This window comes from Streptomyces sp., assembly GCF_019510245.1.
Lineage (GTDB): Bacteria > Actinomycetota > Actinomycetes > Streptomycetales > Streptomycetaceae > Streptomyces.
In genome coordinates this window covers 1-23,412 of sequence record NZ_JAEKKT010000166.1, presented here as the reverse complement: position 1 = coordinate 23,412, position 23,412 = coordinate 1, and the positions used below count along the sequence as shown (strand labels likewise).

Below are 23,412 nucleotides of genomic sequence, written 5' to 3'. Positions count from 1 at the left end.
CACGACAGCGCGACCCGGCGGCGCCGAACCACCGCCACCCACCGCCGACCCACCGGCCGGTCGCGGAGTGCCGCACCGTCGTAGCCGGTCGCGCCGTTCCTCCCCCGGCCTTCGGCCGGGGGTACCTCCAGCGCCCCTTACGGGGCGTCAAGGGGTACCGGTGCGGCGTACCGCGAAGATGGTGGTGTCGTCGGTGAGGCGGCCGCGGCTGTGGCGGAGGACGCCGTCGCGGATGTGGGCGACGAGGCGGGCGGGGTCGGGGGAGGGGGCCCGGGTGGCTGCCTCGGGGAGCGGGTAGAAGGCGCCGTCCCTGTTCCTCGCCTCCGTCACGCCGTCCGTGGTGATGAGGAGGGTCTCGTCGGGGGCGAGGGCGACGGTGAGGGTCGGTGGCGGGCCCGCCGACACGGTCAGGTCGGCCATGCCGAGGGGGAGCCCGCCGCCCGGGGGGAGGGAGCGCACCCCCGTCGGCCCCACCGCCAGCGGCGGCTCGTGGCCGAAGTTGATCAGTTCCACGACGTCCGGGGCGTCCGGCGGAAAACCCAGCAGGACCGCCGTGGCGAAGCGGTCGCCGTCGTTGCGGCCCAGCGCCACCGTGTGGCTCCGGTGCCGGATCATCCGGGTCTCCAGCCGGTCGGCCACCGTCGCCAGGTCCCGTTCGTGGTAGCCCGCCTCGCGGAACGTCCCCAGCAGCGCCGCCGCCGTCTCCACCGCCCCCAGACCCTTGCCCTGCACGTCCCCGACCAGCACCCGCGTGCCGTACCGCCCCGGCTGGATGTCGTAGAAGTCGCCGCCCACCCGGGCCTGGGTGTCGGCGGCCAGGTACACCGCCGCGTGCTCCAGCCCGGCCCACCCCTGCGGCAGCGGCCGCAGCACGGTACGCCGGGTCGTCTCGGCGATGTCCCGCATGTGCAGCATCCGCCGTTCCCCGTTCTTGCGGATCAGGCAGGCGAGGACGGCGAGCAGCCCCGCGAAGGCGACCAGGATGTAGTCGGGCAGCCCGGCCCGGTACTCGTGGGGCCAGGCGTGGTCCACGGCGACGTAGTCGAGGACCGACAGCACCGCGAAGACCGCCGTCGTCCAGACCCCGCAGAGCGCCGCCGCGATGCCGGGGACCAGCACGATCCAGGAGACGATCCGGAACCGCTCCGTGGTGTTGAGGTCGACCGCGGTGATCCCGGCGAGCAGCAGGAGCGGCGCCACCCAGCCGATGCTCCGGCCCCTGGCCCACAGCAGCTCCTTGCGCCGCCGCAGGGCCTGGTGGTCGGTCACGAGAGTCAGGGAAACACGGGCGGGGGCGCCTCGCACGTCGGGGGAAGCGCCGTACGGAACGTCGTACCGGGAGTACTGACCGACTTGCCAGGGGGTACCCGCAGGTGTGCTCTGGATGGTGGGGGCGAGGAGAGAGGAGCACGCTCATGGCTCAAGCGGCACCCACGTCCGGCGGTATGTCCCGGAGCGGCCGGACGCCCGACCTGTTCAGCACGCAGATGCACGCCAGGGCCCGGGTGGCCATACCGGTCGTGACCGGGCTGATCTACGGCTACTGGGCCGCGGCCAACCGGCGCATGGGCGGGCCCATCACCGGCGGGAACCTGCTGTTCGGCTTCCTGACCGCGCTCGCCTTCGCGGTGGTGCTGTTCGGCGTGCTGACCGTGGCCCCAAGGCTGCGGCGGGAGCTGCACGCGGTGGTGTGGACGGCGTTCATGGGCGTCGCGTTCGGCTTCCTGTACAGCCAGAGCGGCGACTCGATCCTCCGGTGCATCGCCATGGCGCTCGCGGTCGCGGCGGTGACGTTCATCGTGATGTTCTACCGGTTCTACACGCACGAGGACGCGGTCGGACACCGCATCCGGTAGCCGCGTACCCGGTGACAGCGCGTCACCGTCACCAGGTGGGTGCATGAGCCCCGGCCCCCACGGCCGGGGCCCACGCGTTTCCCCTTGTTCCCCTCACCAGTCGCCGAGGCGCCGCGGGCGCTCGGCGACGCTCCCCCACCAGGAAACACCCGTTCGGGTCAACCCTCCACCGGAGCGCGGCGCCCCAAGGGTTTCCGGGCACCGGCACTCCCGTATCGCCCGTTCGGCCCGCCCCGCGCCCCTCGATGCCCCGAATGCACTCGCCCCGCTCGCCTGACCTGCCCTCAGGGGCTTGCCTGGAAGCGTGCCCTCAGTGTCCCCGGGGTCCCCCAGGCCCGCGCCGCCCTCAGGTCTCCGGCGTGCCCTGTCGGCCCTGCTCATCGTGCTGGGCTGCCTGCTGCTGCCGTTCGGCGCGCTCGCGGCCTGGGCGGCGTACGGGCTGGCGGACACCGGACAGTACGTCAGCACGATGGCGCCGCTGGCCGACGACCCCGATGTCCGGGACGCCGTGGCGGACACCGTCGGCGACGGCATCATGCGCGAGGTGGACGTCGGCCGGCCGATGCGGGGCACGGTCGCGCCGTTCGTGCGCGACGCGGTCCGTTCCTTCACCCAGACCCGGGCGTTCCGGCTGGCCTGGGACGCCGGCAACCGGGCCACCCACGACGCGGTGCTGCACGCGCTCCAGGACGAGGGCGAGGAGCCCGTGACCGTCGACCTCGCGCCGGTCACCGCGCAGGTCAAGGACCAGCTCACCCAGGACCATGTGCCGCTCGCGGCCCGCATCCCGGTCCAGCACACGGCCGTCGCGGTGCTCCCGGCCGCCGAACTGGACCGGCTCCGGAAGGGGTTCCACGTGCTCGAGGTCGCCGGCTTCTGGCTGCCCGTCGCCGCCGTCGTCTTCGCGGTCGGCGGCATCGCCCTCGCCGTCCGCCGCCGCCGTGCCGTCACCGCGGCGGCGCTGGGCACGGCCCTGGGCGGCGCCCTGCTCGGCCTCGCCCTCGTCATCGGTCGCCGCCTCACCCTGGCCGACCTGCCGCCGGACGTCTCGCACCCGGCCGCGGCCGCCGTCTACGACGCCCTGACCGCCACCCTGCGCACGGTCTCCTGGCTGCTCCTGGCCTTCGGCCTGACCGTGGCCGCGCTGGCCCGGGTCGCCGGACACCTGCGCCGGTCCAGGCCGCGACAGAAGCAGCAGCCGGCCGCCGGCACCACCGATTCCGCCTCCCTCAGGGCCGATTCGCAGTCTCCTGACCAGAACATGCCAGTGATGTAACCGGCTGCTCCTCCACGGGTCACCCGGCAGGCGCACCGGCCGACCACCGGCACGGAACACCGGCGGCCGACGCCGACGTGACCAGAAGAGCCCCCACCCGACGAACCGTCCCACCGAGTCCGTCGCGGGCTTCAAGACCACGCAGCGCAAGGCGATCGAGGCGAACGGCTACGCCATCATCGCCGGCGTCGGCAACAACACGACCGACCTGACCGGCGGTTACGCCGGCACCACCTACAAGCTGCCGGACTACGACGGCCTGCTGGACTGACCGTCCGCCGGGGGGCGCCGCGGGCCGCGCGCCGCGAGGACGGCCAGCGTCCGCAGCGCCCCCGCCAGCTCCGGCTCCGCGGCCGACGCGAGCCCGAGCCGTACCGCGTCCGGCGTCCGCTTCGGGTCGACGCGGAAGGCGGTACCGGGCGTGACCGCGATCCCGCGGGCGGCCGCGGCCGCCGTGAAACCGTCCGCCCGCCACGGCTCGGGCAACTCCCACCAGGCGAAGTACCCGTGTGGATCGGCCCGCACGGAGAAACCTTCCAGCGCCTCGCGGACCAGCCGCTGCCGCCGCGCGGCCTGCTCCCGCTTGGCCGCCACCAGCCGCGCCACGGTCCCGTCCCCGATCCACCGCACCGCCGCCTCCAGCGCGAACGCCCCCGCGCTCCATCCGCCGGACCGCACGGCCGCCGCCACCGCGTCCACCCGGTCCTCCGGTACGACGGCGAACCCGGCGGTCAGACCGGGCGCGACCCGCTTGGAGAGTCCGTCGACGAGATGGACGAGCCGCGGCGCGAGGGCGGCGAGCGGCAACGGCTCGGGGTCGCGGTGCAGGAACGACCAGATCCGGTCCTCCACGACCGGGAGCCCCAGGTCCTCCACCGCCCGCGCCAGTCGCAGCCGGCGCTCGGCCGGGACGGTCACCGACGTCGGGTTGTGCAGGGTCGGCTGGAGATAGAGCGCGGAGAGCGGCGCGGACCGGTGCACGGCGCGAAGGGACTCGACGACGGGCCCGTCCTCGTCGGCCCGCAGCGGGACGAGCGTGACGCCGAGCCGCCCGGCGATCTCCTTGACCAGCGGGTACGTCAACGGTTCCACCCCGACCCGGCGCCCGGCCGTACCAGGGACCCCAGGGTGGCGGCGAGCGCCTGCCGGGCGTTGCCGGTGAAGAGGATGCGGCCGGGGCCGGGCCGCCAGTCGCCGGTGGCGAGCAGTTCGGCGGCGGCCTCCCGGGCGTGCGGGGTGCCGTCGGCGGCGGCCGGCCGCAGGGCGTCGGCGAGCGCGTCGGGCCGCAGCAGCGGAGCGAGGGCCGGGGCCAGCAGCTCCGACTGGCCGGGGACGGAGGGGTAGTTGAGCTCCAGGTTGACGCGGGCGGCACCGTCCTCGACCAGCGCCCGCCCCTGCGGCCCGGCCTGCGCGGCCCGCACGAACGTGCCCCGCCCGACCTCGCCCACCACCAGACCGCGTCGCACCAGTTCGGCGTACACCCGCCCGGCGGTCGACGCGGCGATCCCGTGCCGCCGCGCGAACGCCCGCTGCGGAGGCAGCCGTTGCCCGGCCCTCAGCCGCCCCCGCGCGATGTCCAGCGCGATCCGGTCGGCGATCCCCCGGAAGTCGTCCACGGTCCCCCTCTCCCATTGCACCGAGAGCAAAGATTCTATTGCACCGAGAGATTGACGATCCCTAGGGTCGTTCACATGCCCCCCTTCCTCGCATACGACGACAGCGGCCCGCAGAATCCGCAAAACTCGCACACCCCTCTCCTGCTCATCCACGGCCACCCCTTCGACCGCACGATGTGGCACCCCCAGGTGACCGCCTTCGCCCCGGTCCGCCGGGTCGTCGCCCCCGACCTGCGCGGCTACGGCGCCTCCCCGGTCACCCCCGGCAGCACCCCGCTCTCCCGCTTCGCGGCGGACATCGAGGAACTCCTCGACGCGCTGGACGTGCGGACCTGCGTGCTCGCCGGCCTGTCCATGGGCGGCCAGATCGCGATGGAGTGCTACGACCGCCTCGGCCCCGCACGCGTCCGGGGCCTGGTCCTGGCCGACACCTTCCCCGACCCGGAGACCCCGGAGGGCAGACGGGCCCGGAACGCCATGGCCGACCGGCTCCTGAGCGAGGGCATGCGCGGCTACGCCGACGAGGTCCTGGACAAGATGGTCTCCCCGGACGCCCACCCCGACGTGAAGGCCCACGTCCACCGCATGATGGCGGCCACGCACCCCGAGGGCGCCGCGGCCGCCCTGCGCGGCCGCGCCGAACGCCCCGACTACCGCCCCCTGCTGGCCAGAGCGACGGTCCCCGCGCTGATCGTGGTCGGCGCGGACGACAAGTACACCCCCGTCCCCGACGCCGAGGCCATGCACACCCTCCTCCCCGACGCCGCACTCCACGTCATCGACAAGGCGTCCCACATGCCCAACCTGGAACGACCGGAGGAGTTCAACCGGGCGCTGGGGGAGTTCCTGTCCCGGGTGGACGAACAATCGTGACCCCGCACCACATCCCAGCCCGCCCGGCATCCGACGACGAGAGCCGACCGACACCACATCCCGGCCCGCCCGGCATCCGACGACGAGAGCCGACCGACACCACATCCCAGCCCGCCCGGCATCCGACGACGAGGCCGTTCAGGCCGAAGCGGGGGTCCGGGGGCGGCAGCCCCCGAAACGGGCGGTCGAAGGGGGCCCACCCCCTGGAGGATGGGACGGGTAAGGGCGGCGGGGGCGAGGAAACACGGCCCGCCCCCGGACCGTGCCCATCCGGCGCACCCCCACCGACCGCCCGCTTCCCGCCCCGGCCCACACCGGCCCCCGGACCCTCTCCGAGGGCATCACCCTCCCCCTGCACAAGCCCCGATAATGGGCGCATGTCCCGCGAGTTCCCCATCGGCCTCACCCCTCCCGACTGGCTGGTAAGGAACCTCCGCCCCCAGCAGGCCGCCCCCCTCAACTGGGCCGCCCTCGCCCGCGCCGCGCTCGCCATGAGCCTCCCGCTCGCCGTCGGGCTCGCGGCCGGACAGCCCGCGTACGGGGCGCTCGCCTCGATGGGTGCCCTGTCCGGGGTCATCGGCGACACCGCCGACGCCTACCGGATGCGGATCCTCAACATCGCGGTCCCGCAGCTCTTCGGCGCCGTCGGCGTCACCGTCGGCTCACTGGTCTACGGCCAGGGCTGGTTCACGGTCGCCGCCGTCACCGGCATCGCGCTGATCTCCGGGATGATCTCGACCATCGGCGCGGTGTCCTCCGTCTCCGGCCTCCTGCTCCTGCTCAACTCCGTGATCGGCGCGGGCCTGCCGCTGCCCGGCGCCTGGTGGCTCACCCCGGTGCTGATGACCGGCGGCGGCCTGCTCGTCCTCCTCCTCGCCCTGCTGGCCTGGCCGCTGCGCTCGGGCGTACCGGAACGCGCGGCGGTCGCCGCCGCCTACCGCACGGTCGCCGACCTGCTGGCCGTCAGCGACGGGGACGACGGAGAGGCCTACGACCGCGCCCGGCACACCGTCACCCAGTCGCTGAACCAGGCGTACGACCTGATCCTGGCCCGGCGCGCCAGCTACCGCGGCCGCAGCCGCGACCTCACCCGCATGCTGGCCCAGTTGAACGCGATCACCCCGGTGGTCGAGGCCGCCCCCGCCGTCCGGCTGGCCCGCCTCGCCGGGAAGCCGCTGCCGCCCGAGGTCCCGGCCGCGGTCCTGCACATCGCCGACGCCGTCGAGACCGGATACACCGGCCCGATAGGGCTGGACCTGCCCGAGCCGGGCAACGAGACCGGCCGCGCCGTCGACCACGCCCTGCGGCACGTCGCCGAGGTCGCCACCACCCCCGCGTCGCCCCTCCCCCACTCTCGGCTTCGCTCGAGCGGGAGGGACCCCCAGGCCATCGACGACCGCCTGGGCCGCCCCGCCGCCCTCGGCATCCGCACCGCACGGGCCGCCCGCAACGTCGTCCTCTCCGCCAACTCCTGGCGCTACGGCATCCGCCTCGCCCTCTGCATCGGCATCGCCCAGGCCCTGGTCTCCCTGGTCCCGGTCCCGCGCTCCTACTGGGTCGCCCTCACCATCACCTTCGTCCTCAAGCCCGACTTCGGCTCGGTCTTCTCCCGGGCACTGCTGCGCGCGCTCGGCACGGTGGCGGGCCTGGTGGTGGCGGCGACGGTCCTCACCGTCGTACCGCGCGGCTGGTGGGACGTGCCGGTGATGACGGTCCTGGCCCCCTTGGTCCCCGCCCTGACCCCCCGGGGCTACGGCTTCCAGACCGCCGCCATCACCCCGGTGATCCTGCTCCTCTCCGACGTGCTGAACCACCAGGGCACGGCCCTGCTCCTCCCCCGTCTCATCGACTCCTTGATGGGCTGCGCGATCGCGCTGGTCGCCGGGTACCTGCTGTGGCCGGAGAGCTGGCGCACCCGGGTCGGTGACCGGCTGGCCGACGCGGTGGCGGACACGGCGGCCTATGTCGAGATGGCCTTCAGGGCGGACGCGGAACCCGCCGCCCGCGCCCGGCTGCGGCGCCGTCTCTACCGCGACCTGTCCGTCGTCCGCACCGAGTTCCAGCGCGCCCTGACCGAGCCGCCGCCGACCGGGCGCCGGGCGGCGGCCTGGTGGCCCCTCGTCGTCGCGGTGGAACGCATCGTCGACGCGACGACGGCCGCCCGGGTCCGGGTGCGGCACGGAGCCCCGCCGCCGGACCGGGCCGAGGTGGACCAGGTGACCCTGCAGCTGCGCGAGCTGGCGGAGGGCGTCCGCCGCTCGGAGACCCTGATCGCGGTCCGCACGGACCTCACGGGCCCGCCGGACAGTGTGCTGGAACCGCTGCGCCAGGAGGTGGCGGCGGCCAGAGCGATCGCCTCCCCGCACTGACGTCGCTGCGGGCGCGGCTGTGCACGCGAACGGCCGCGGACTGAACCGGAAATGAACTGAACAGAGCCGAGGGGGACTTGAGAACAGACTGGGACTCGACCGCCGTACGCCCGACAGGAGTCATCGACCCTCCCCAAGATCGCTACCTGGGGCCGCTAACCTTACGTGTCCGTCCTGGCCAGCGATTGACGGGTATCAACTCACGCGAAGGGTTGCGCACATGGGCATTCTCACTCTCCTGCGGAACGCATTCGGCAGGTCGCGAAAGCCGCGCCCTGCCGAGGCAGAGGGTGCGGACCAGCTCCCTTCGCAGTCGAAGCAGCAGGCACCGGAGGCACCGGCAGCGGTCCCGGAGCCCCGCGAGGCGACGACCGACGAACACGAACTGGTATCGGCCGCCTTCGACAACGTGACCGTGCCGAAGCAGGCGACCCGAACGATCGAGCCCGACCTCGACCTCCACCCGGAGCCGCCGACGGAGCCCGAACCGGCGGAGCCGACGGCCGAGCCCGAGGTTGCAGAGCCGGAGCCGGCAGCCGAGGTGACTGAAGAGGCAGCCCCGGAGCCGGCGGCAGAGCCGGTGGCCCAGGCTGAGGTGACGGAGCCGGCGGCAGAGCCTGCCGCTGAAGCCCCCGCAGAACCGGAGACCGAGCCGGTCACCGAGGTCGCGGCCGAAGCCGAACCGACGCCGGACCCGGAACCCGAGCCCGAGACCGAGCCGGTCGCCGAGGCCAAGGTGGAGCCGGAGCCGGAGCCGCAGCCCGAGCCGGAGGCCGAAGCGGCCGCCACGCCCGAGCCGGTGGCCGAAACCGCCCCGGAACCCACCCCCGAACCGGCCGAGGCGGCAGCCGAGACCGCCACCCCGGAACCCGCTGCGGCCGCCGACGGCGAGTCCGCCCCCCAGGGGCCACCCGCACCCGACGACGAGACCGTCACGGGTGGTGCGGGCGGGAACACGAAGGCCGAAGGCGAAGCCGAGGCCACGGCCCCGGAACCCGCCGCGGCCGCCGACGGCGAATCGGCCCCCCACGCCACCCCCGCCGAAGGCGAAGCCGCGGCCGCCCTCGCCAAGGCGGGTGTGACCGGCACCACCGCCGCCACCTACCTCGTCCTCGACCGCTCCGCGAGCATGCGCGCGTACTACAAGGACGGCTCCGCCGCGGCCCTCGCCGACCAGACCCTCGCCCTCGCCACCCGCCTCACCCCGGACGGCGAGACCCCCTCCGTCCACGTCGTCTTCTTCTCCACCGAGGTCGACGGCACCACCGACCTCACCCCGACCTCCCCCGAGAACGCGATCGACGAGGCGCACGCCGGCCTCGGCCGCATGGGCCGTACCAGCTACCACGCGGCCGTGGAAGCCGTACTCGCCCACTACGATGCGAACGCCACCCCCGGCACCCCCGCCCTCGTCGTCTTCCAGACCGACGGCGCCCCGGACGCGAAGACCCCCGCCACCCAGTCCCTCACGGACGCCGCGAAGTCCCACCCCTCCGTCTTCTTCTCCTTCGTCGCGTTCGGCGAGCACGAGAACAGGGCCTTCGACTACCTCCGCAAGCTGAAGACCGACAACACGGCCTTCTTCCACGCGGGCCCGACCCCCCTGGAGCTCACCGACGCGGAGCTCTACGACGGCCTCCTGATCGACTGGCGCCCGTAAGCCCCACCCCCACCCCACCACCGACACACCCTATGCCGCCCGCTTCTCACCCAACAAAACGGGAAGCGGGCGGCATACACATGTCGGCTACGATTTCAAGGTTCGCAGTATCAGCAGCAAACCGACCTGGGAGCAGCCCCCGATGGCTCGACACCTCATCACCAGCGCCCTTCCGTACATCAACGGGATCAAGCACCTGGGCAACATGGTGGGGTCCATGCTCCCGGCGGACGTGTACTCCCGGTACCTCCGCCAGCGCGGCCACGACGTCCTGTACATCTGCGCGACGGACGAGCACGGCACCCCCGCCGAGCTCGCGGCGAAGGAGCAGGGCCTCCCGGTCGACGAGTTCTGCGCCCAGGCGCACGACGCGCAGAAGGCGGTCTACGACGGCTTCGCACTCGCGTTCGACTACTTCGGCCGGAGCTCCTCCCCCGAGAACCGCGAGATCACCCAGCACTTCGCCCGCCGCCTCCACGAGAACGGCTTCATCGAGGAGCGCTCGATCCGCCAGGTGTACAGCCCGGTCGACGGCCGTTTCCTCCCGGACCGCTACGTCGAGGGCACCTGCCCGCACTGCGGCTACGACAAGGCCCGCGGCGACCAGTGCGAGAACTGCACCCGCGTCCTGGACCCGACCGACCTGATCAACCCGCGCTCGGCGATCTCCGGCTCCACCGACCTGGAGATCCGCGAGACCAAGCACCTCTTCCTGCTCCAGTCCAAGCTGGAGAACGAAGTCCGCGAGTGGGTCTCGAAGCACGACAAGGACTGGCCCCAGCTGGCCTCCTCGATCGCCCACAAGTGGCTGACCGAGGGCCTGCACGACCGCGCGATCACCCGCGACCTGGACTGGGGCGTACCCGTCCCGGCCGACACCTGGCCGGAACTGGCGGCCGAGGGCAAGGTCTTCTACGTCTGGTTCGACGCCCCGATCGAGTACATCGGCGCGACGAAGGAGTGGGCCGACCAGGACCCGGAGAACCGCGACTGGAAGTCCTGGTGGTACGACGTCGACACCGACGTCCGCTACACGGAGTTCATGGCGAAGGACAACGTCCCCTTCCACACGGTGATGTTCCCGGCCACCGAGCTCGGCGTCCGCGAACCGTGGAAGAAGGTCGACTACGTCAAGGCCTTCAACTGGCTGACGTACTACGGCGGCAAGTTCTCCACCTCGCAGAAGCGCGGCGTCTTCACCGACCAGGCCCTCGACATCCTCCCCGCCGACTACTGGCGCTACTTCCTCATCGCCAACGCCCCGGAGTCGGACGACTCGTCCTTCACCTGGGAGCATTTCACGGCGACGGTGAACAAGGACCTGGCCGACACCCTCGGCAACTTCGTCAACCGCGTCCTGTCCTTCTCCAGGAAGCGCTTCGGCGACGACGTCCCGGCCGGCGGCACCCCCGGCGAGGCGGAGGCGAAGCTCGGCACGGAGATCGCCGGGCTCCTCGCCGAGTACGAGTCCCACATGGAGTCCCTCCAGTTCCGCAAGGCCGCCGCGGCCCTGCGCGCCCTGTGGTCGGCCGGCAACTCCTACCTGGAGGAGAAGGCCCCCTGGCTGGAGATCAAGACGGACCAGGACGGCGCGGCCCTGACCCTGCGCACGGCGATGAACCTGATCCACCTCTACGCGGTGGTCTCGGAGCCGTTCATCCCGGCGACGGCGAAGACGATGCGCGAGGCGTTCGCCCTCACCGACGACACCGCGGCCTGGGTCACCGCCGACGAGGCGGGGGCACTGACCGCCGTCCCGGCCGGCACCCCCTTCACCGTGCCCCCGGTCCTGTTCGCGAAGCTCACGGACGAGGACCTGGAGACGTACAAGACCCGCTTCGGCGGCGAGACCGCCGCGTAGCCCGTACCCACCACCCGCGCAGCACCAGGCGCCCCAGGCACCACCACGCACCGCCCACGCCAAACCCAGAAGGGCCGGCCGGAGGCCCCCCTCCCGCCGGCCCTTCGGTGTGCGTGAGGTAAATCCCAGGCAAGAGACCGATCAGTCTCTTACTTGTTCTTCACTCTGCATTTACCTCCGGGATAGTGTGCCGTTCGTGAAACGAATCCTGATCCGCTCCGGGAAGAGCCCGTTCCGTGTCGCCACTCCGGCGGAGTTCATCCACCAGGACCTGATCGGGACCAACACCGGGAACCTGATCTTCAGCGACTCGGCGCACAAGATGCTGACCACCCCGGACGCCGAGGTGACGTCCAACGGCATCCGCACCGACCCCTCCGCCCGCCGCGCCGCGGAGATCAACGAGCAGTACGACGTGTTCGTCGTCCCGCTCGCCAACGCCTTCCGCCCCACCTTCCAGGCCTCCCTGGACCGGCTGACGAAGCTGATCGAACAGCTCACCATCCCGGTCGTGGTGTTCGGTGTCGGCGCCCAGGCCCCCGCGGACTACGACACCGCGTGGCTGAACCCGATGGCGGACTCGGTCCGCCGCTTCGCCCGCGCGGTCCTGGACCGCTCCGCCTCCATCGGCGTACGCGGCGAGCTGACCTCGGACTATCTCAAGGGCCTCGGCTTCCACGACGTCGACATCATCGGCTGCCCGTCGATGTTCCTCCACGGCGACACCTTCCCGGAGATCCGGGCCACGGAGCTGACCGCCGCCTCGCGCATCGCCCTGAACCTCTCCCCGGACGCGATACCCGTCGGCGACATAGCGGGCATCGCCCGCCACGCGTGGGAGCGCTACCCCCACCTCACCTACTACGCGCAGAACACCGTCGACGCGGAACTGCTGCTGTGGGGCGACACCTCGCCGGAGTCCGGGTACACCGACCCCTTCCCGCTCCAGCTCAGCCACGCCCTGCTCCAGGAGAACAAGGTCCGCATGCCGCTGGACCCGGCCACCTGGATCGACGAACTGCGCGGCTACGACTTCGCGTACGGCACCCGTATCCACGGCAACGTCGCCGCCCTGCTGGCCGGGACCCCGAGCGTCGTCCTCACCCACGACTCGCGCACCCTCGAACTGTGCCGCTACTTCGACATCCCGCACCGCTCGCTCACCGAACTGAGCGCCGACACCGACCCGCGTGACCTCTACGAGGACGCCGACTTCTCCGCGATGATCAAGGGGCACGGTGAGCGCTTCGAGCGCATCATCGCCTTCCTCGACCGCAACGACCTCCAGAACACCTACACCCACGGCGACGGCGGCGCGGCCTTCGACGCCCGGCTGGCCGCCCTCGACCTGCCCGCGTCGATGCCGGTCTGGGACGGCGGCGACGACGGCCAGATGCGCTACCGGTTCAGCCGGCTGCGCGAGCGGATCACCGCGGCGGACGCCAGGGCCGACCGGCACGCCAAGGAGAACAGGGAGCTGCGCACCCGGCTGACCACCGCCGAGAAGCGCGCCACCGAGACCAGCCGCCAGCTCGACGCCCTCCGCAAGGAGCTGAAGGCCGCCACCAAGCAGCTGTCCGCGGTGGAGCGCCGCGTCACCGGCATCGACAAGCGCCTCCTGGTCCGCCTGGGCCCGGCCCTGCGCCGCCGCGTCCGCGGCTCGAAGCCCAAGTCCCCCCAGAACTGAGCGACCCGCGCCGACGGCCTCGGCCGACCGGCGCGGGGGGACTTCTCAGCCGGCGGTCAGCACCCCCGCCCCTGCCGTCTTCGCCAGCTCGGCCGGCAGGTTCTTCGCGCTGCTCTCCAGGCCCGCCGTCAGGGTCGGCGTCCAGTTCACCGTCGTCTTGATCTTCTTGGAGTTCGCGGCGTTGTAGGCGGCGACGAGGTCGGTCGTCGTGCCGTTGACGAGGTTGCCGCTGCCGGCGATCGAGCCGGTGCCGTCGCCGCTGAGCAGCTTGGAGACCTTGACGGAGCTGGGCACGGTCCAGAAGTTGTTCTGGGCCACCACCTGGGCCTTGGCGCGCGAGTTGATGCTGTACTGCAGCGCGTAGCCGTTGAGGGGCGTGACGTCGTAGACGTTGTTGTAGAGGTGCACCTGGCCGACGCGGGTGAGGGGGGCGCGCTGGACGACGCCCTTCCACACGTTGTGGTGCAGGGTGACGCGCAGCTTGCCGCTGGGCTCGCTGTCGCTGCTGCCGATCAGCATCGTCTTGTCGTGGCTGGTGAACCGGTTGTGCTCGACGGTCACCAGGTCCGAGCTCTTGGTGATGTCGAGTTCACCGTCGTGGACCTGGTACTCACGGCCGTAGTACTTCGGGTTGAGGCTGTCGAAGTGGCCCGCGTCGGTGAACGTGTCGTGGTCCGCCCACACGTGCGTGGCCCCGCGCAGCGTCACCGCGTCGTACTGGGAGTTCCAGTTGCCGCTGTCGCCGTCGGTCGGGTCCCACTGCGGGAAGCAGTCCTCGGTGTCGGAGAACGTCAGGTTGCGGACGATGACGTTGTCGACCTTCTGGATCTGGAGCATGCCGCCGGTGATGCCGGCCTTGGTGCCGGGGACGCCGACGATCGTGGTGTTGGCGGGCACCTTGAAGACGATGTTCGCGGCCTGCTTCTTCTGCGCGGCGGCGCGGGCCTTCTCCTGGGTGCCGGAGGGCAGCTTGGAGCGGCCGTACGTCGACGGGTCGAACGCCTTCAGGTAGGCGCTCAGCGAGTACCCCGTGCCCGCCGCGTAGTCGGCGCAGGTCAGCTTCTTGCCGGAGTCGTCGGTGTTGGCGTCGATGGTGCCCTTGACCTTGATGATGCGGGGCGTGGTGTCGCTCACCGAACCGAGCGCCTTCACCAGCTGGGCGCGGGTGGAGACGGTGAAGGTGTGCGCGGCGCCGGCCTTCGCGCCACCGGTCGTACCGGAACCGGACGACGCCCAGCCGTCCTTGGCGGCGAGCGTCTGGTGGTACAGGTCCACGGCCGACGTGGCGTTCGCGCTCAGCACGAGCGCACCGGCACCGACCCCGGCGGCCACGACGGCTGCCGAGACGACGAGCGCACGGCGCTTACGGAGAGACCGGCGGTGGGAGGCAGAGGCCACGGGGGAGTCCTTACGTACATCCGAAGTGCTGGGTACGGCCCGCGGGGCGGGCTTCACTCCTTGGTGGTTGTGGAGATCGAAAAGGTTGCCGTGAATTTTTCTGCGGTCCGGTGCCCATCCCGGAAGAGAGGGGTGAAAGTTGACCCGGGCAGCCGTTCCCCGACGCCCCGACAACCGCATGTCCACAACACATCCGTATGGTTTCGCCATGGCACCTGAGCTCATCCCGATCGCCTACGAGCCCCACGGCCGTACCGAGGCCATCGGTCACTACACCGGCGGCCAGTTCCTGGCGTCGGTCACCTACGCGTTCCCCGAGGGGTTCCGGCTCGACGAGGGCTGGGAGGAGCAGAAGCGGCTCTACGCGGTGCTGCATCTGTTCGACGCCGAGGGGCACTACCGCGACTCGCAGATCTGGTGCGCGGGCAGCTGGGCCGAGCAGCAGCGCGATCCGGACGGCGCCGACTCGGTGCTGGCGCGGGCCCGCGCCCACCTGGCGGGCATGCTGCGCAGCCTGCCGCGGCGGACCTACAAGGACATCGCGATACGCCCGTTCCAGCTCAGGGTGGACGGCGTGTTCTTCGGGCTCGTGGCGAAGGACGACGAGGACGGCGGGTGGGCCGAGCTCTACCCGGACCACCTGGGCTTCGGCGACCCCTGGGACGGCCGGTACGACACCTGACCGGCATGGACACGCCCAACTGCTGGTAAAGTCCGTCCACTTGCGTCAGGGCGGGGGAGCGAGCGGGGTGGGATTCGCGTACGCCCCTTGCCAATGGGGCAGTCGGTGAATCCACAGGGGGGTCACTCATGCGCAGATGGAGTGCGGTCGCGTTCGTGGCCGCCGCCCTGGCCGGCGGCGTCCTGCTGCCGGCCGTCCCGGCCGCCGCCGTACACGGCGCCGTGCCCGGTGACTTCAACGGCGACGGCTACCGCGACGCCATCCTGCCCGCGCCGGGCGCGAACGTGTCCGGCAAGGAGGGCGCGGGCGCGGTCGTCGTGCTGTACGGCTCCGCCTCCGGGCTGTCGACGAGCCGCCGGAAGACCATCACCCAGAACACCGCCGGTGTGCCGGGTGTCAGCGAGGCCGGCGACGGCTTCGGGTCCGCCACCGCCACCGCCGACCTGAACCGGGACGGCTACGCCGACCTGGTGGTCGGAACGCCGTACGAGGACACCTCGAAGGGCACCGAATCCGGTGCGGTCACCGTGCTCTGGGGCAGCAGGAGCGGCCTGACGAGCGGCACGGACCTGCCGTCGCCGTACTCCTCCCCGTCGCACTACGGCGAGGACGTCGCCGCGCTCGGCCTCGGCGCCGGGTCGAAGACGCGGGTGGCGGTCGCCGGCCGGGACGGGACCGTGACCTTCGGCGGACCGTTCAGCCGGACGGGCACGTTCGGATCCGCCGTCCACAACGACGACACGGCGTCCCCTCTGTCGCGCTCGGCGATTTCAACGGCGACGGCGTGCCCGACCCGGCCTCGTCCACCGACCGGCTCAGCGGCCTGAGCGGCGGCGAGATCTACACGACCGCCGCCTACGGCGACGCGCTCAAGGGCAACGGTCTGATCACGGCCTCCGGCGACATCAACGGCGACGGATACGCCGACCTCGTGGCCGGCGACCCGGACGAGCCGGAAAAGGCGGGCGTGGACGGAGCGACGGGCGGCCGCGTCCTCGTCTGGTACGGCTCTGCCACGGGTATCTCGCCGGCCGCAACGCCCGCGCAGATCACGCAGAACACGGCCGGCGTCCCCGGCGCGAGCGAGAAGGACGACAACTTCGGCGCGTCGCTGGCGGTGGCCGACCTCAACCGCGACGGCCTCGCGGACATCGTGATCGGATCGCCGTTCGAGAGCCTGGCCAAGAGCCGGGCGGGTCAGGTGACCGTGGTCCCCGGCCGCCGCAGCGGCGCCCTCGGCACCGGCTCCTACTCCTTCTCCCAGGACACCGCGGGCGTCCCCGGTGCCTCCGAGACCGACGATTTCTTCGGTACCACGGTCTCGGTCGGGGACGTCGACAAGGACGGCAGGCCGGAGCTGTTCGTCGGCGCGGCGGGCGAGAACAACTCCACCGGTGCCGTCTGGGTCTTCCCCGGCGGCTCCACCCGGCCGACGGCCTCCGGCAGCCGCGTCATCACCGCACACGCGGTCGGCCTCACGCAGACATCGTTCCCCACCCTTCTGGGCGGCAACGGACTGCTCTCGGTGATCTGAACACTCCGCACACGCGGATCGCGGAAGGCGCCCGGGGCCTTTCTTCCTCACCCCCGGGCGCCGGCCTCAGGGACTGTCGACGTCAGCCGTTGTTCGTCTCGTCCGGTTCGACGCCCAGGGTCAGGTGGCCGCGGACACCGCGGACGATGTGGTGGCGGTCGTACCTGAGGTGGAGCAGGCCGCCCGCGTGCCCGTTGTCCGGGTAGATGGTGTCCTCGTCGAGGGTGGTGCGGGCGGTGGTGTTGCTCGCGTACGGCTCCACCTCGGCCGACAGCAGCACCGACTTCTCGTCGAAGAACAGCTGGCCCGTGTGGCAGGTGTGGCCGCCCTCGTAGCCCGCGTCCGTCCACTCGCCGTCCACGTGCACCTTGACGTGGATGTGGACGCACCGGCCCCGATACCAGCCGGGGGAGACGGTCTTGAAGGTGACCTGCCCGTGCCGGTCCGTGTGCCAGGTGCCGCGCAGGTAGCGGGTGTCGTCGGTCGGCTCCTGGTGGCCGCCGCCACCGCCGGGCGGGGGCCCGGTCGGGGTGCCGGTCGGCGCGTCGGTCGGCGGGGTGCCGCCACCGCCGCCGCTGCCCATCCCCTCGTACCCGGAGTAGATGCCCGACGCGTTGCAGTGCCAGATGTCCACGGCCGCGTTCCTGAGCGGCCGGCAGGTCTCCGCGTCGATCACCTTGAGGGTGAGGTGCAGGGGATGCCCTCCTGGTCCTCGGTGACGTCCTGGCGGAGCTTGTCGGCGTCGATGTAGTACGGGCCTTCGACGAGCTCGGAGGTCAGCGTGTAGCAGGCCCCTTCCGAGGCCGAGGCCGAGGCCAAGGCCCCGGTTCCGGGGCCGGTCGCCGCGGCGGCGGTGCCGTCGGTCGCCGCGAAGGCGCTGCCGACGCCCACCGCGGTGACGGCCGCACTACCCGCCGCCAGCACCGTACGGCGGGCCAACTTCCCTCTAGCGTCCGGGGATTGGGGGTCCGTGGGGGTGTGGGTGTCTGTCATGGTCAGGGACCGTAGGCAAGACCGGACCGGTGCGAACATCGGAGAGAGCTGTGAATGCGCGGTGCGCAGCCGAAAGGCTCGAAACCGACGCCGGTTTCGAGCCTTTCGTTCAGCTGTGCCGGTTCTGCGTGCCTGATGGCCTTACTTCGGCTGCGGCTTGCGGATGGAGAGGTGCAGCTCGCGCAGGCGGGTCTCCTCCAGCTCGGTCGGGGCGCCCATCATCAGGTCCTGGGCGTTGCCGTTGAGCGGGAAGGCGATGGTCTCGCGGATGTTCGGCTCGTCGGCGAGGAGCATCACGATGCGGTCCACGCCCGGGGCGATGCCGCCGTGCGGCGGGGCGCCGAAGCGGAACGCGCGGAGCATGCCGGCGAACTCGCGCTCGACGGTCTCCTCGTCGTAGCCCGCGATGCCGAAGGCCTTGAGCATGATGTCGGGCTCGTGGTTCCGGATGGCGCCGGAGGACAGCTCGACGCCGTTGCAGACGATGTCGTACTGCCAGGCGAGGATGTCCAGCGGGTCCTGGTTCTCCAGGGCCTCCATGCCGCCCTGGGGCATCGAGAACGGGTTGTGCGAGAAGTCGATCTTCCCGGTCTCCTCGTCCTTCTCGAACATCGGGAAGTCGACGATCCAGCAGAACCGGAAGACGTTCTCCTCGAAGTGCCCGGAGCGACGCGCGGCCTCGACCCGCACCGCGCCCATGATCTTGGAGACCTCGTCGAACTCGCCCGCGCCGAAGAAGACGGCGTGCCCGGCGGCCAGCTGGAGCCGCTTGGTGAGCTCGGCGACGTTGTCCTCGGTGAGGAACTTGGCGATCGGGCCGGTCAGCGAGCCGTCCTCGCCGACGCGCACCCAGGCCAGGCCCTTGGCGCCCTGCGAGACGGCGTAGTCGCCGAGCTGGTCGAAGAACTTGCGGGGCTGGTCCTGGACCGCCGGGACCGGCAGCGCGCGCACGTGCTTGCCGGCGAAGGCCTTGAACTCCGAGCCCTCGAAGATGTCGGTGATGTCGACGAGCTCCAGCTGGGCGCGGAGGTCCGGCTTGTCGGAGCCGTACTTCAGCATCGCCTCGCGAAACGGGATCCGCGGGAAGGGGGAGGTGACGTGCCGGCCGTTGCCGAACTCCTCGAAGAGCTCGGTCATCAGCTGCTCGATCGGGCGGAAGACGTCCTCCTGCTCGACGAAGCTCATCTCGACGTCGAGCTGGTAGAACTCGCCCGGCGAACGGTCGGCGCGGGCGTCCTCGTCACGGAAGCAGGGCGCGATCTGGAAGTAGCGGTCGAAGCCGGAGATCATCAGCAGCTGCTTGAACTGCTGCGGGGCCTGCGGCAGGGCGTAGAACTTGCCCGGGTGCAGGCGGGAGGGGACCACGAAGTCACGCGCACCCTCGGGGGAGGTCGCGGTGAGGATCGGGGTGGCCATCTCGTTGAACCCGAGGGCGACCATCTTGTGGCGCATGGCGGAGATCACGGCCGTGCGCAGCATGATGTTGCGGTGCATGCGCTCGCGGCGCAGGTCCAGGAAGCGGTACTCCAGGCGCCGCTCCTCGTTGACCCCGTCCTCGGTGTTGATCGTGAACGGCAGCGGGGCGGCCGCACCGAGCAGCTCGACCTCGCCGACCTCGACCTCGACCTCGCCGGTGGGCAGGTCCGCGTTGATGTTCTCGGTTCCACGTGAAACAACGCGGCCGTCGACGCGGACCGTGGACTCCTTGGAGAGCTTGTCCAGGGCCTCGTACGCAGCGGTGCCGGGGCGGGCGACGAGCTGCGTGATGCCGTAGTGGTCGCGCAGATCGATGAAGAGGATGCCGCCCAGGTCGCGCCGATTGTGCAGCCAGCCGCTCAGCCGGACGTCGGTGCCGACGTCAGAGGCGCGGAGCTGGCCGCAGGTGTGGGACCTGTACCGATGCATCGTCGGATGTTCCTCTTCTTCGTGGTCTGCCGAGGTGCTCTCCTCGACCGGCACCGGGCCATGGTGCCCGGACCCATCAAGGGTACCGGCCGCCCAAAGATCGCCTCCCACCATTAATCCGGTGCAGAAACAGTGGCACTCTGCGATCTCATCTTCCTAAAGTGGGGCAATGCGAACTGGCGAGCCCCTGCCCGCCGTGGAGGACGTCCTAGCCGCCCTCGCGACCGGGCTGTGGCACTGGGACACCGCCACCGGGCTGGTCACCGCGGATGCGGAGGCGGCCCGGCTGATCGGGCTGCCGGCCGAACCGTCCGTCCTGTCGGAGGCCGTGGTCCGGTCCCGTTTCCACCCCGTGGACTGGAACGAGAACACGAGCATCACCCGGCTGGCCGCGGTCGAGGGCACCCTCGGGGAGGTCCGGCTGCGGGTCATGGACGAGCGAGGCCGGCTGATTCGGACCGTACGCAGCCGTTTTCGACCGGTGTACGACTCCGAGGAGCGCGTGTACCGGGTGACCGGCACCATCCAGGAGGTCTCCGAACCGTCCCCCGGCACCGCGGTCCAGCATCCGGTGACCGGCGACTGGCGGCGCTCCCGGGAGGCGTTCCTGCTGGACGCGGGCCGGGCGCTGGCCGAGGCGCGGTCCACGGAGGAGGTGCTGCGGGTCGCCGCGGGCCTGTCGATGCCCGGGTTCTCCCCGGACGGGCTGGTCGTCTTCGGGGTCAAGGGCGACCGGCTGATGATGATCGGCCACCACGGCCAGGACATCGACGAGGACAGCCCCTTCAGCAGCATGCCGCTGGACACGGACTACCCGGCAGCCGAGGTGGTACGGACCGGCCGGGCCGTCTACCTCTCCTCCGCCGAGCAGTACAGGTCCCGCTACCCGGTGACCTGGCCACTGGCCGAGCGCTTCGGACGGCAGTCCTGGGCCTTCCTGCCACTGACGGTGGCCGGGCGGACCATGGGTGCCTGGATGGCGGGCTTCACCTATCCGGTGTCGTTCACCCCCGACGAACGGTCCGTGCTCACCACGGTGGCCCGGATGCTGGCGCAGGCCCTGTCCCGGGCCGGGATCGCCGACTCGGAGCGGGAGCTGACCGACGGCCTGCAGCGCTCCATGCTGCCGACGCTGGGCCCCGAGATACCCGGCATGGACGCGGCCGCCCGCTACATACCGACCGGCGGCGGGCTCCAGGTGGGCGGCGACTGGTACGACATCATCCCGCTGCCGTCCGGCCGGCACGCCCTGGTCATCGGCGACGTCCAGGGCCATGACGTACGGGCCGCGGGCCTGATGGGCCAGCTGCGGATCGCGCTGCGCGCCTACGCCTCCGAGGGTCACCGCCCGGACGCGGTGCTCTCCCGCGCCTCCCGTTTCCTGCACGGGATCACCTACGCCGAGGACGACGCCGACCTGCGCTTCGCGACCTGCCTTTACGTCGAGGCGGATCCGGCGACCGGGGTGCTGGAGATCGCCCGTGCGGGCCATCTCGACCCGACGATCCGGATGGCCGACGGCACGGTGCTGCGGCGGCCGACGGCGGGCGGGCTGCCGCTCGGTATCGACCCGGACGCCGACTATCCGACCACGCGGTTCGCCCTCGAACCCGGCGAGACCATGATGATCTGCACCGACGGTCTGATCGAGACCGGCGGCCACGACATGGAGAGTGGCTGGCAGCGGATCCGGACGATCATGGAGGAGCACGGCGGCGGCGACCTGGAGAAACTCGCCGACGGCCTGGTCCAGGCCGTGCACGGGCCCTCCTCGCACCACACCACCGGGCCGCTGGCCGACCGCCGCGAGGACGACATAGCGGTCCTGCTGCTGTCCCGGCCGGGCACCGGCCGCGGCGACGAGCCCCTGGCGGTGCGGCCGCGGATCCGCCGCACCCTGATGTCGGTGGCCCAGGACGAGCCCGAGCGGGTCGCCGAGGCCCGCCAGCACGTGCGTGAGCTGCTGCACGACTGGGAGTCGCCGGACCAGGTCGACTCCACGGTCCTCCTGGTCTCCGAGATGCTCACCAACGTCCTCGTCCACACCGACGCGGACGCGCTGCTGCTCGCCGAGGTCTCCGGGCGGCCACCCGAACGGCGGCTGCGGGTCGAGGTCACGGACGCGGGCGACGACCTCCCGCACAAGCGGCGCCCCGGCGAACTGGCCTCCTCCGGCCGCGGCCTGGTCCTGATCGAGATCCTGGCGGACGCCTGGGGCGTCGACCCGCGCGGGGAGGGCAAAAGCATCTGGTTCGAGCTGTACGAGGCCGGCAAGGAGGCCGGCAGGTCCTAGCGGGTGGCGTACCGGGCGTGCAGTTCGTGTACGACCCCGAAGGCGGCCGCGGTGAGCGGTACGGCCAGCAGCATGCCCAGGATCCCGGCGACGGAGGCTCCGGCGGTGATGGCCAGCATCACCACCGCCGGATGCATCTGCACGGTCCGGCTCTGGATCACGGGCTGCAGCACGTGCCCCTCCAGCACCTGCACGGCGAGTACGACGCCCAGCGTCCACAGCGCGATGACGAAGCCGCGGTCGGCGAGGGCGACCAGGACGGCGACGGCGCCGGAGATGAAGGCGCCGAGGTAGGGGATGTAGGCGCCGACGAGGACGAGCGCGCCGAGCCCGACGGCCCCCGGTACGCGGAGGACCAGCAGGCCGACGGTGATGCAGACGGCGTCGATGAACGCGATGACGGTGGTGCCGCGCATGAACCCCTCGATGGCCTCGAAGGCCCTGCGGGCCATGGCCTCGACCAGGTCGGCGCTGGAGCCGGGCGCGACGGCCCGGATGGTGGCGACGACCCGGTCCGAGTCGCGCAGGAAGAAGAAGACGAGCAGCAGCGCGAGGACGGCCATGGCGAGGCCCTCGCCGACCACGCTGACACCGCTGATGACGTTGGAGGCGGCGGTGCCGCCGAACTTGGCGAGCAGGTCCTTGGCGCTGCCGGCCAGGTCGCCGACCGAGGTACCGGCGGCCCCGAAGTGCTCGGCCAGGGACTTCGCGGCCTGTTTCAGGGAGGCGACGATCTCGTCGCCGGTGTCGACGAGGGCCGCGACGACGATGTAGACGGCTCCGCCGGCGACGGCGACGACCGCGACGCAGGTGAGACCGGCGGCGAGGGAGCGGTGTACGCCGACCTGCACGAGCCGGCGGTACAGCGGGCCGAGCAGGGCGGTGCCGAGCAGGGCGAGCAGGACCGGGGTGACCGCGGTGCGGAACTCGGAGCAGAGCCGGATGCCGACGTAGCCGACGCCGGCGGCCAGCAGCAGCACGGCACACCACGCCGCGAAACGGCGCACGGGCTCGGGCAACAGCTGCACGACTCCCAGCGGACCACGCGGGCCCGGCAGATACCCCGCCGTACACCCCCGGCCGGGTGAACGCACCCCCCACCAGGGGGCTCCGCCCCCTGGACCCCCAAAACCTCTGCCCACCCACCACCCGACTCGGTCGATGAAGAGGCGAGGCCGAGGAGAGGGGGGCGCCTCAGCCGACGAAAAAGCCACGTCGAAGGGAGGAGGACTCGGTCGATGAAAAGGGCAGGTCGAAGAGGGAAGGGCGACTCGGTCGATGAAGAGGCGGGGCCGAAGGAAGGGGGGCGACTCGGTCGGCGAAAAGGCCGGAGCCGAAGGAAGGGGGGCGCCTCGGTCGGCGAAAAGGCCGGAGCCGAAGGAAGGGGGGCGCCTCGGTCGGCGAAAAGG

The 23,412-nt window shown here is 71.8% G+C and carries 15 protein-coding genes and 3 pseudogenes; 12 read left to right on the top strand and 6 right to left on the bottom strand.

Features of this window, described 5'->3' with window-relative positions:
* Nucleotides 1–147 precede the first annotated feature (147 nt).
* A complete protein-coding gene (locus tag JF597_RS32070; protein ID WP_294003316.1) occupies nucleotides 148–1,269 on the bottom strand; it encodes a PP2C family protein-serine/threonine phosphatase in 1,122 nt (373 codons plus the stop codon).
* Between the two features lie 146 nt (nucleotides 1,270–1,415).
* Here JF597_RS32070 and JF597_RS32065 point away from each other — a divergent pair, with 146 nt between their 5' ends.
* The 3 genes and pseudogenes from JF597_RS32065 to JF597_RS32055 form a co-directional block, all read left to right on the top strand.
* Nucleotides 1,416–1,856, top strand: a complete 441-nt coding sequence (locus JF597_RS32065) for a hypothetical protein (protein WP_294003314.1) — start codon at nucleotides 1,416–1,418, stop codon at nucleotides 1,854–1,856.
* Between the two features lie 304 nt (nucleotides 1,857–2,160).
* Nucleotides 2,161–3,132: a hypothetical protein gene (locus JF597_RS32060; protein WP_294003312.1), complete on the top strand. Its 972-nt coding sequence runs from the start codon at nucleotides 2,161–2,163 to the stop codon at nucleotides 3,130–3,132.
* Between the two features lie 115 nt (nucleotides 3,133–3,247).
* Nucleotides 3,248–3,403: pseudogene (locus JF597_RS32055) on the top strand (acid phosphatase); the annotation flags it as partial.
* Here JF597_RS32055 and JF597_RS32050 read toward each other — a convergent pair.
* A pseudogene (locus JF597_RS32050) lies at nucleotides 3,382–4,748 on the bottom strand (PLP-dependent aminotransferase family protein). The pseudogenes JF597_RS32055 and JF597_RS32050 sit on opposite strands and share 22 nt — an antisense overlap.
* Before the next feature lie 75 nt (nucleotides 4,749–4,823).
* Between JF597_RS32050 and JF597_RS32045 the strand changes: the two are divergent.
* From JF597_RS32045 to JF597_RS32025, 5 genes are all read left to right on the top strand, one after another.
* Nucleotides 4,824–5,621 (top strand): alpha/beta hydrolase, encoded by a 798-nt coding sequence (locus tag JF597_RS32045; RefSeq protein ID WP_294003310.1) that lies wholly within the window; start codon nucleotides 4,824–4,826, stop codon nucleotides 5,619–5,621.
* Between the two features lie 377 nt (nucleotides 5,622–5,998).
* Nucleotides 5,999–7,990 (top strand): FUSC family protein, encoded by a 1,992-nt coding sequence (locus JF597_RS32040; RefSeq protein ID WP_294003308.1) that lies wholly within the window; start codon nucleotides 5,999–6,001, stop codon nucleotides 7,988–7,990.
* Nucleotides 7,991–8,210: 220 nt separating this feature from the next.
* Nucleotides 8,211–9,650, top strand: coding sequence for a VWA domain-containing protein (locus tag JF597_RS32035; protein ID WP_294003306.1), 1,440 nt, complete (start codon nucleotides 8,211–8,213; stop codon nucleotides 9,648–9,650).
* 142 nt (nucleotides 9,651–9,792) lie between these two features.
* The gene (gene metG, locus JF597_RS32030) at nucleotides 9,793–11,511 is read left to right on the top strand and encodes a methionine--tRNA ligase (protein WP_294003304.1); all 1,719 of its coding nucleotides are present in this window, start codon (nucleotides 9,793–9,795) and stop codon (nucleotides 11,509–11,511) included.
* 196 nt (nucleotides 11,512–11,707) lie between these two features.
* Nucleotides 11,708–13,198 carry a polysaccharide pyruvyl transferase family protein gene (locus tag JF597_RS32025; protein WP_294003302.1) on the top strand — a complete coding sequence of 497 codons (1,491 nt, stop codon included), beginning with the start codon at nucleotides 11,708–11,710 and terminating at the stop codon, nucleotides 13,196–13,198.
* A 45-nt stretch (nucleotides 13,199–13,243) separates the two neighbouring features.
* Here the strand turns inward: JF597_RS32025 and JF597_RS32020 are convergent, their stop codons facing one another.
* Nucleotides 13,244–14,596 (bottom strand): polysaccharide lyase family 1 protein, encoded by a 1,353-nt coding sequence (locus tag JF597_RS32020; RefSeq protein WP_294003300.1) that lies wholly within the window; start codon nucleotides 14,594–14,596, stop codon nucleotides 13,244–13,246.
* A 208-nt stretch (nucleotides 14,597–14,804) separates the two neighbouring features.
* On the opposite strand from JF597_RS32020, the gene JF597_RS32015 reads away from it, so the two are divergent.
* From JF597_RS32015 to JF597_RS32005, 3 genes are all read left to right on the top strand, one after another.
* Nucleotides 14,805–15,278, top strand: a complete 474-nt coding sequence (locus tag JF597_RS32015; protein ID WP_294003298.1) for a hypothetical protein — start codon at nucleotides 14,805–14,807, stop codon at nucleotides 15,276–15,278.
* Between the two features lie 128 nt (nucleotides 15,279–15,406).
* Nucleotides 15,407–16,105 (top strand): FG-GAP and VCBS repeat-containing protein, encoded by a 699-nt coding sequence (locus JF597_RS32010; RefSeq protein ID WP_294003296.1) that lies wholly within the window; start codon nucleotides 15,407–15,409, stop codon nucleotides 16,103–16,105.
* Nucleotides 16,063–16,812 carry an FG-GAP and VCBS repeat-containing protein gene (locus JF597_RS32005; protein WP_294003294.1) on the top strand — a complete coding sequence of 250 codons (750 nt, stop codon included), beginning with the start codon at nucleotides 16,063–16,065 and terminating at the stop codon, nucleotides 16,810–16,812. Before JF597_RS32010 ends, JF597_RS32005 begins: the two co-directional genes overlap by 43 nt.
* A gap of 82 nt (nucleotides 16,813–16,894) precedes the next feature.
* On the opposite strand, the pseudogene JF597_RS32000 reads toward JF597_RS32005, so the two are convergent.
* Together JF597_RS32000 and aspS are read right to left on the bottom strand one after the other, a co-directional pair.
* Nucleotides 16,895–17,805: pseudogene (locus tag JF597_RS32000) on the bottom strand (intradiol ring-cleavage dioxygenase).
* Between the two features lie 141 nt (nucleotides 17,806–17,946).
* Complete coding sequence (aspS, locus tag JF597_RS31995) at nucleotides 17,947–19,710, bottom strand: aspartate--tRNA ligase (protein WP_294003292.1); 1,764 nt, start codon at nucleotides 19,708–19,710, stop codon at nucleotides 17,947–17,949.
* Between the two features lie 169 nt (nucleotides 19,711–19,879).
* Between aspS and JF597_RS31990 the strand changes: the two genes are divergently transcribed.
* Entirely contained in the window at nucleotides 19,880–22,003 is a 2,124-nt protein-coding gene (locus JF597_RS31990; protein ID WP_294003290.1) for a SpoIIE family protein phosphatase, read from the top strand.
* On the opposite strand, the gene JF597_RS31985 is transcribed toward JF597_RS31990, so the two are convergent.
* The gene (locus JF597_RS31985; protein ID WP_294003288.1) at nucleotides 22,000–23,031 is read right to left on the bottom strand and encodes an AI-2E family transporter; all 1,032 of its coding nucleotides are present in this window, start codon (nucleotides 23,029–23,031) and stop codon (nucleotides 22,000–22,002) included. The two genes, JF597_RS31990 and JF597_RS31985, sit on opposite strands and share 4 nt — an antisense overlap.
* Nucleotides 23,032–23,412 lie beyond the last annotated feature (381 nt).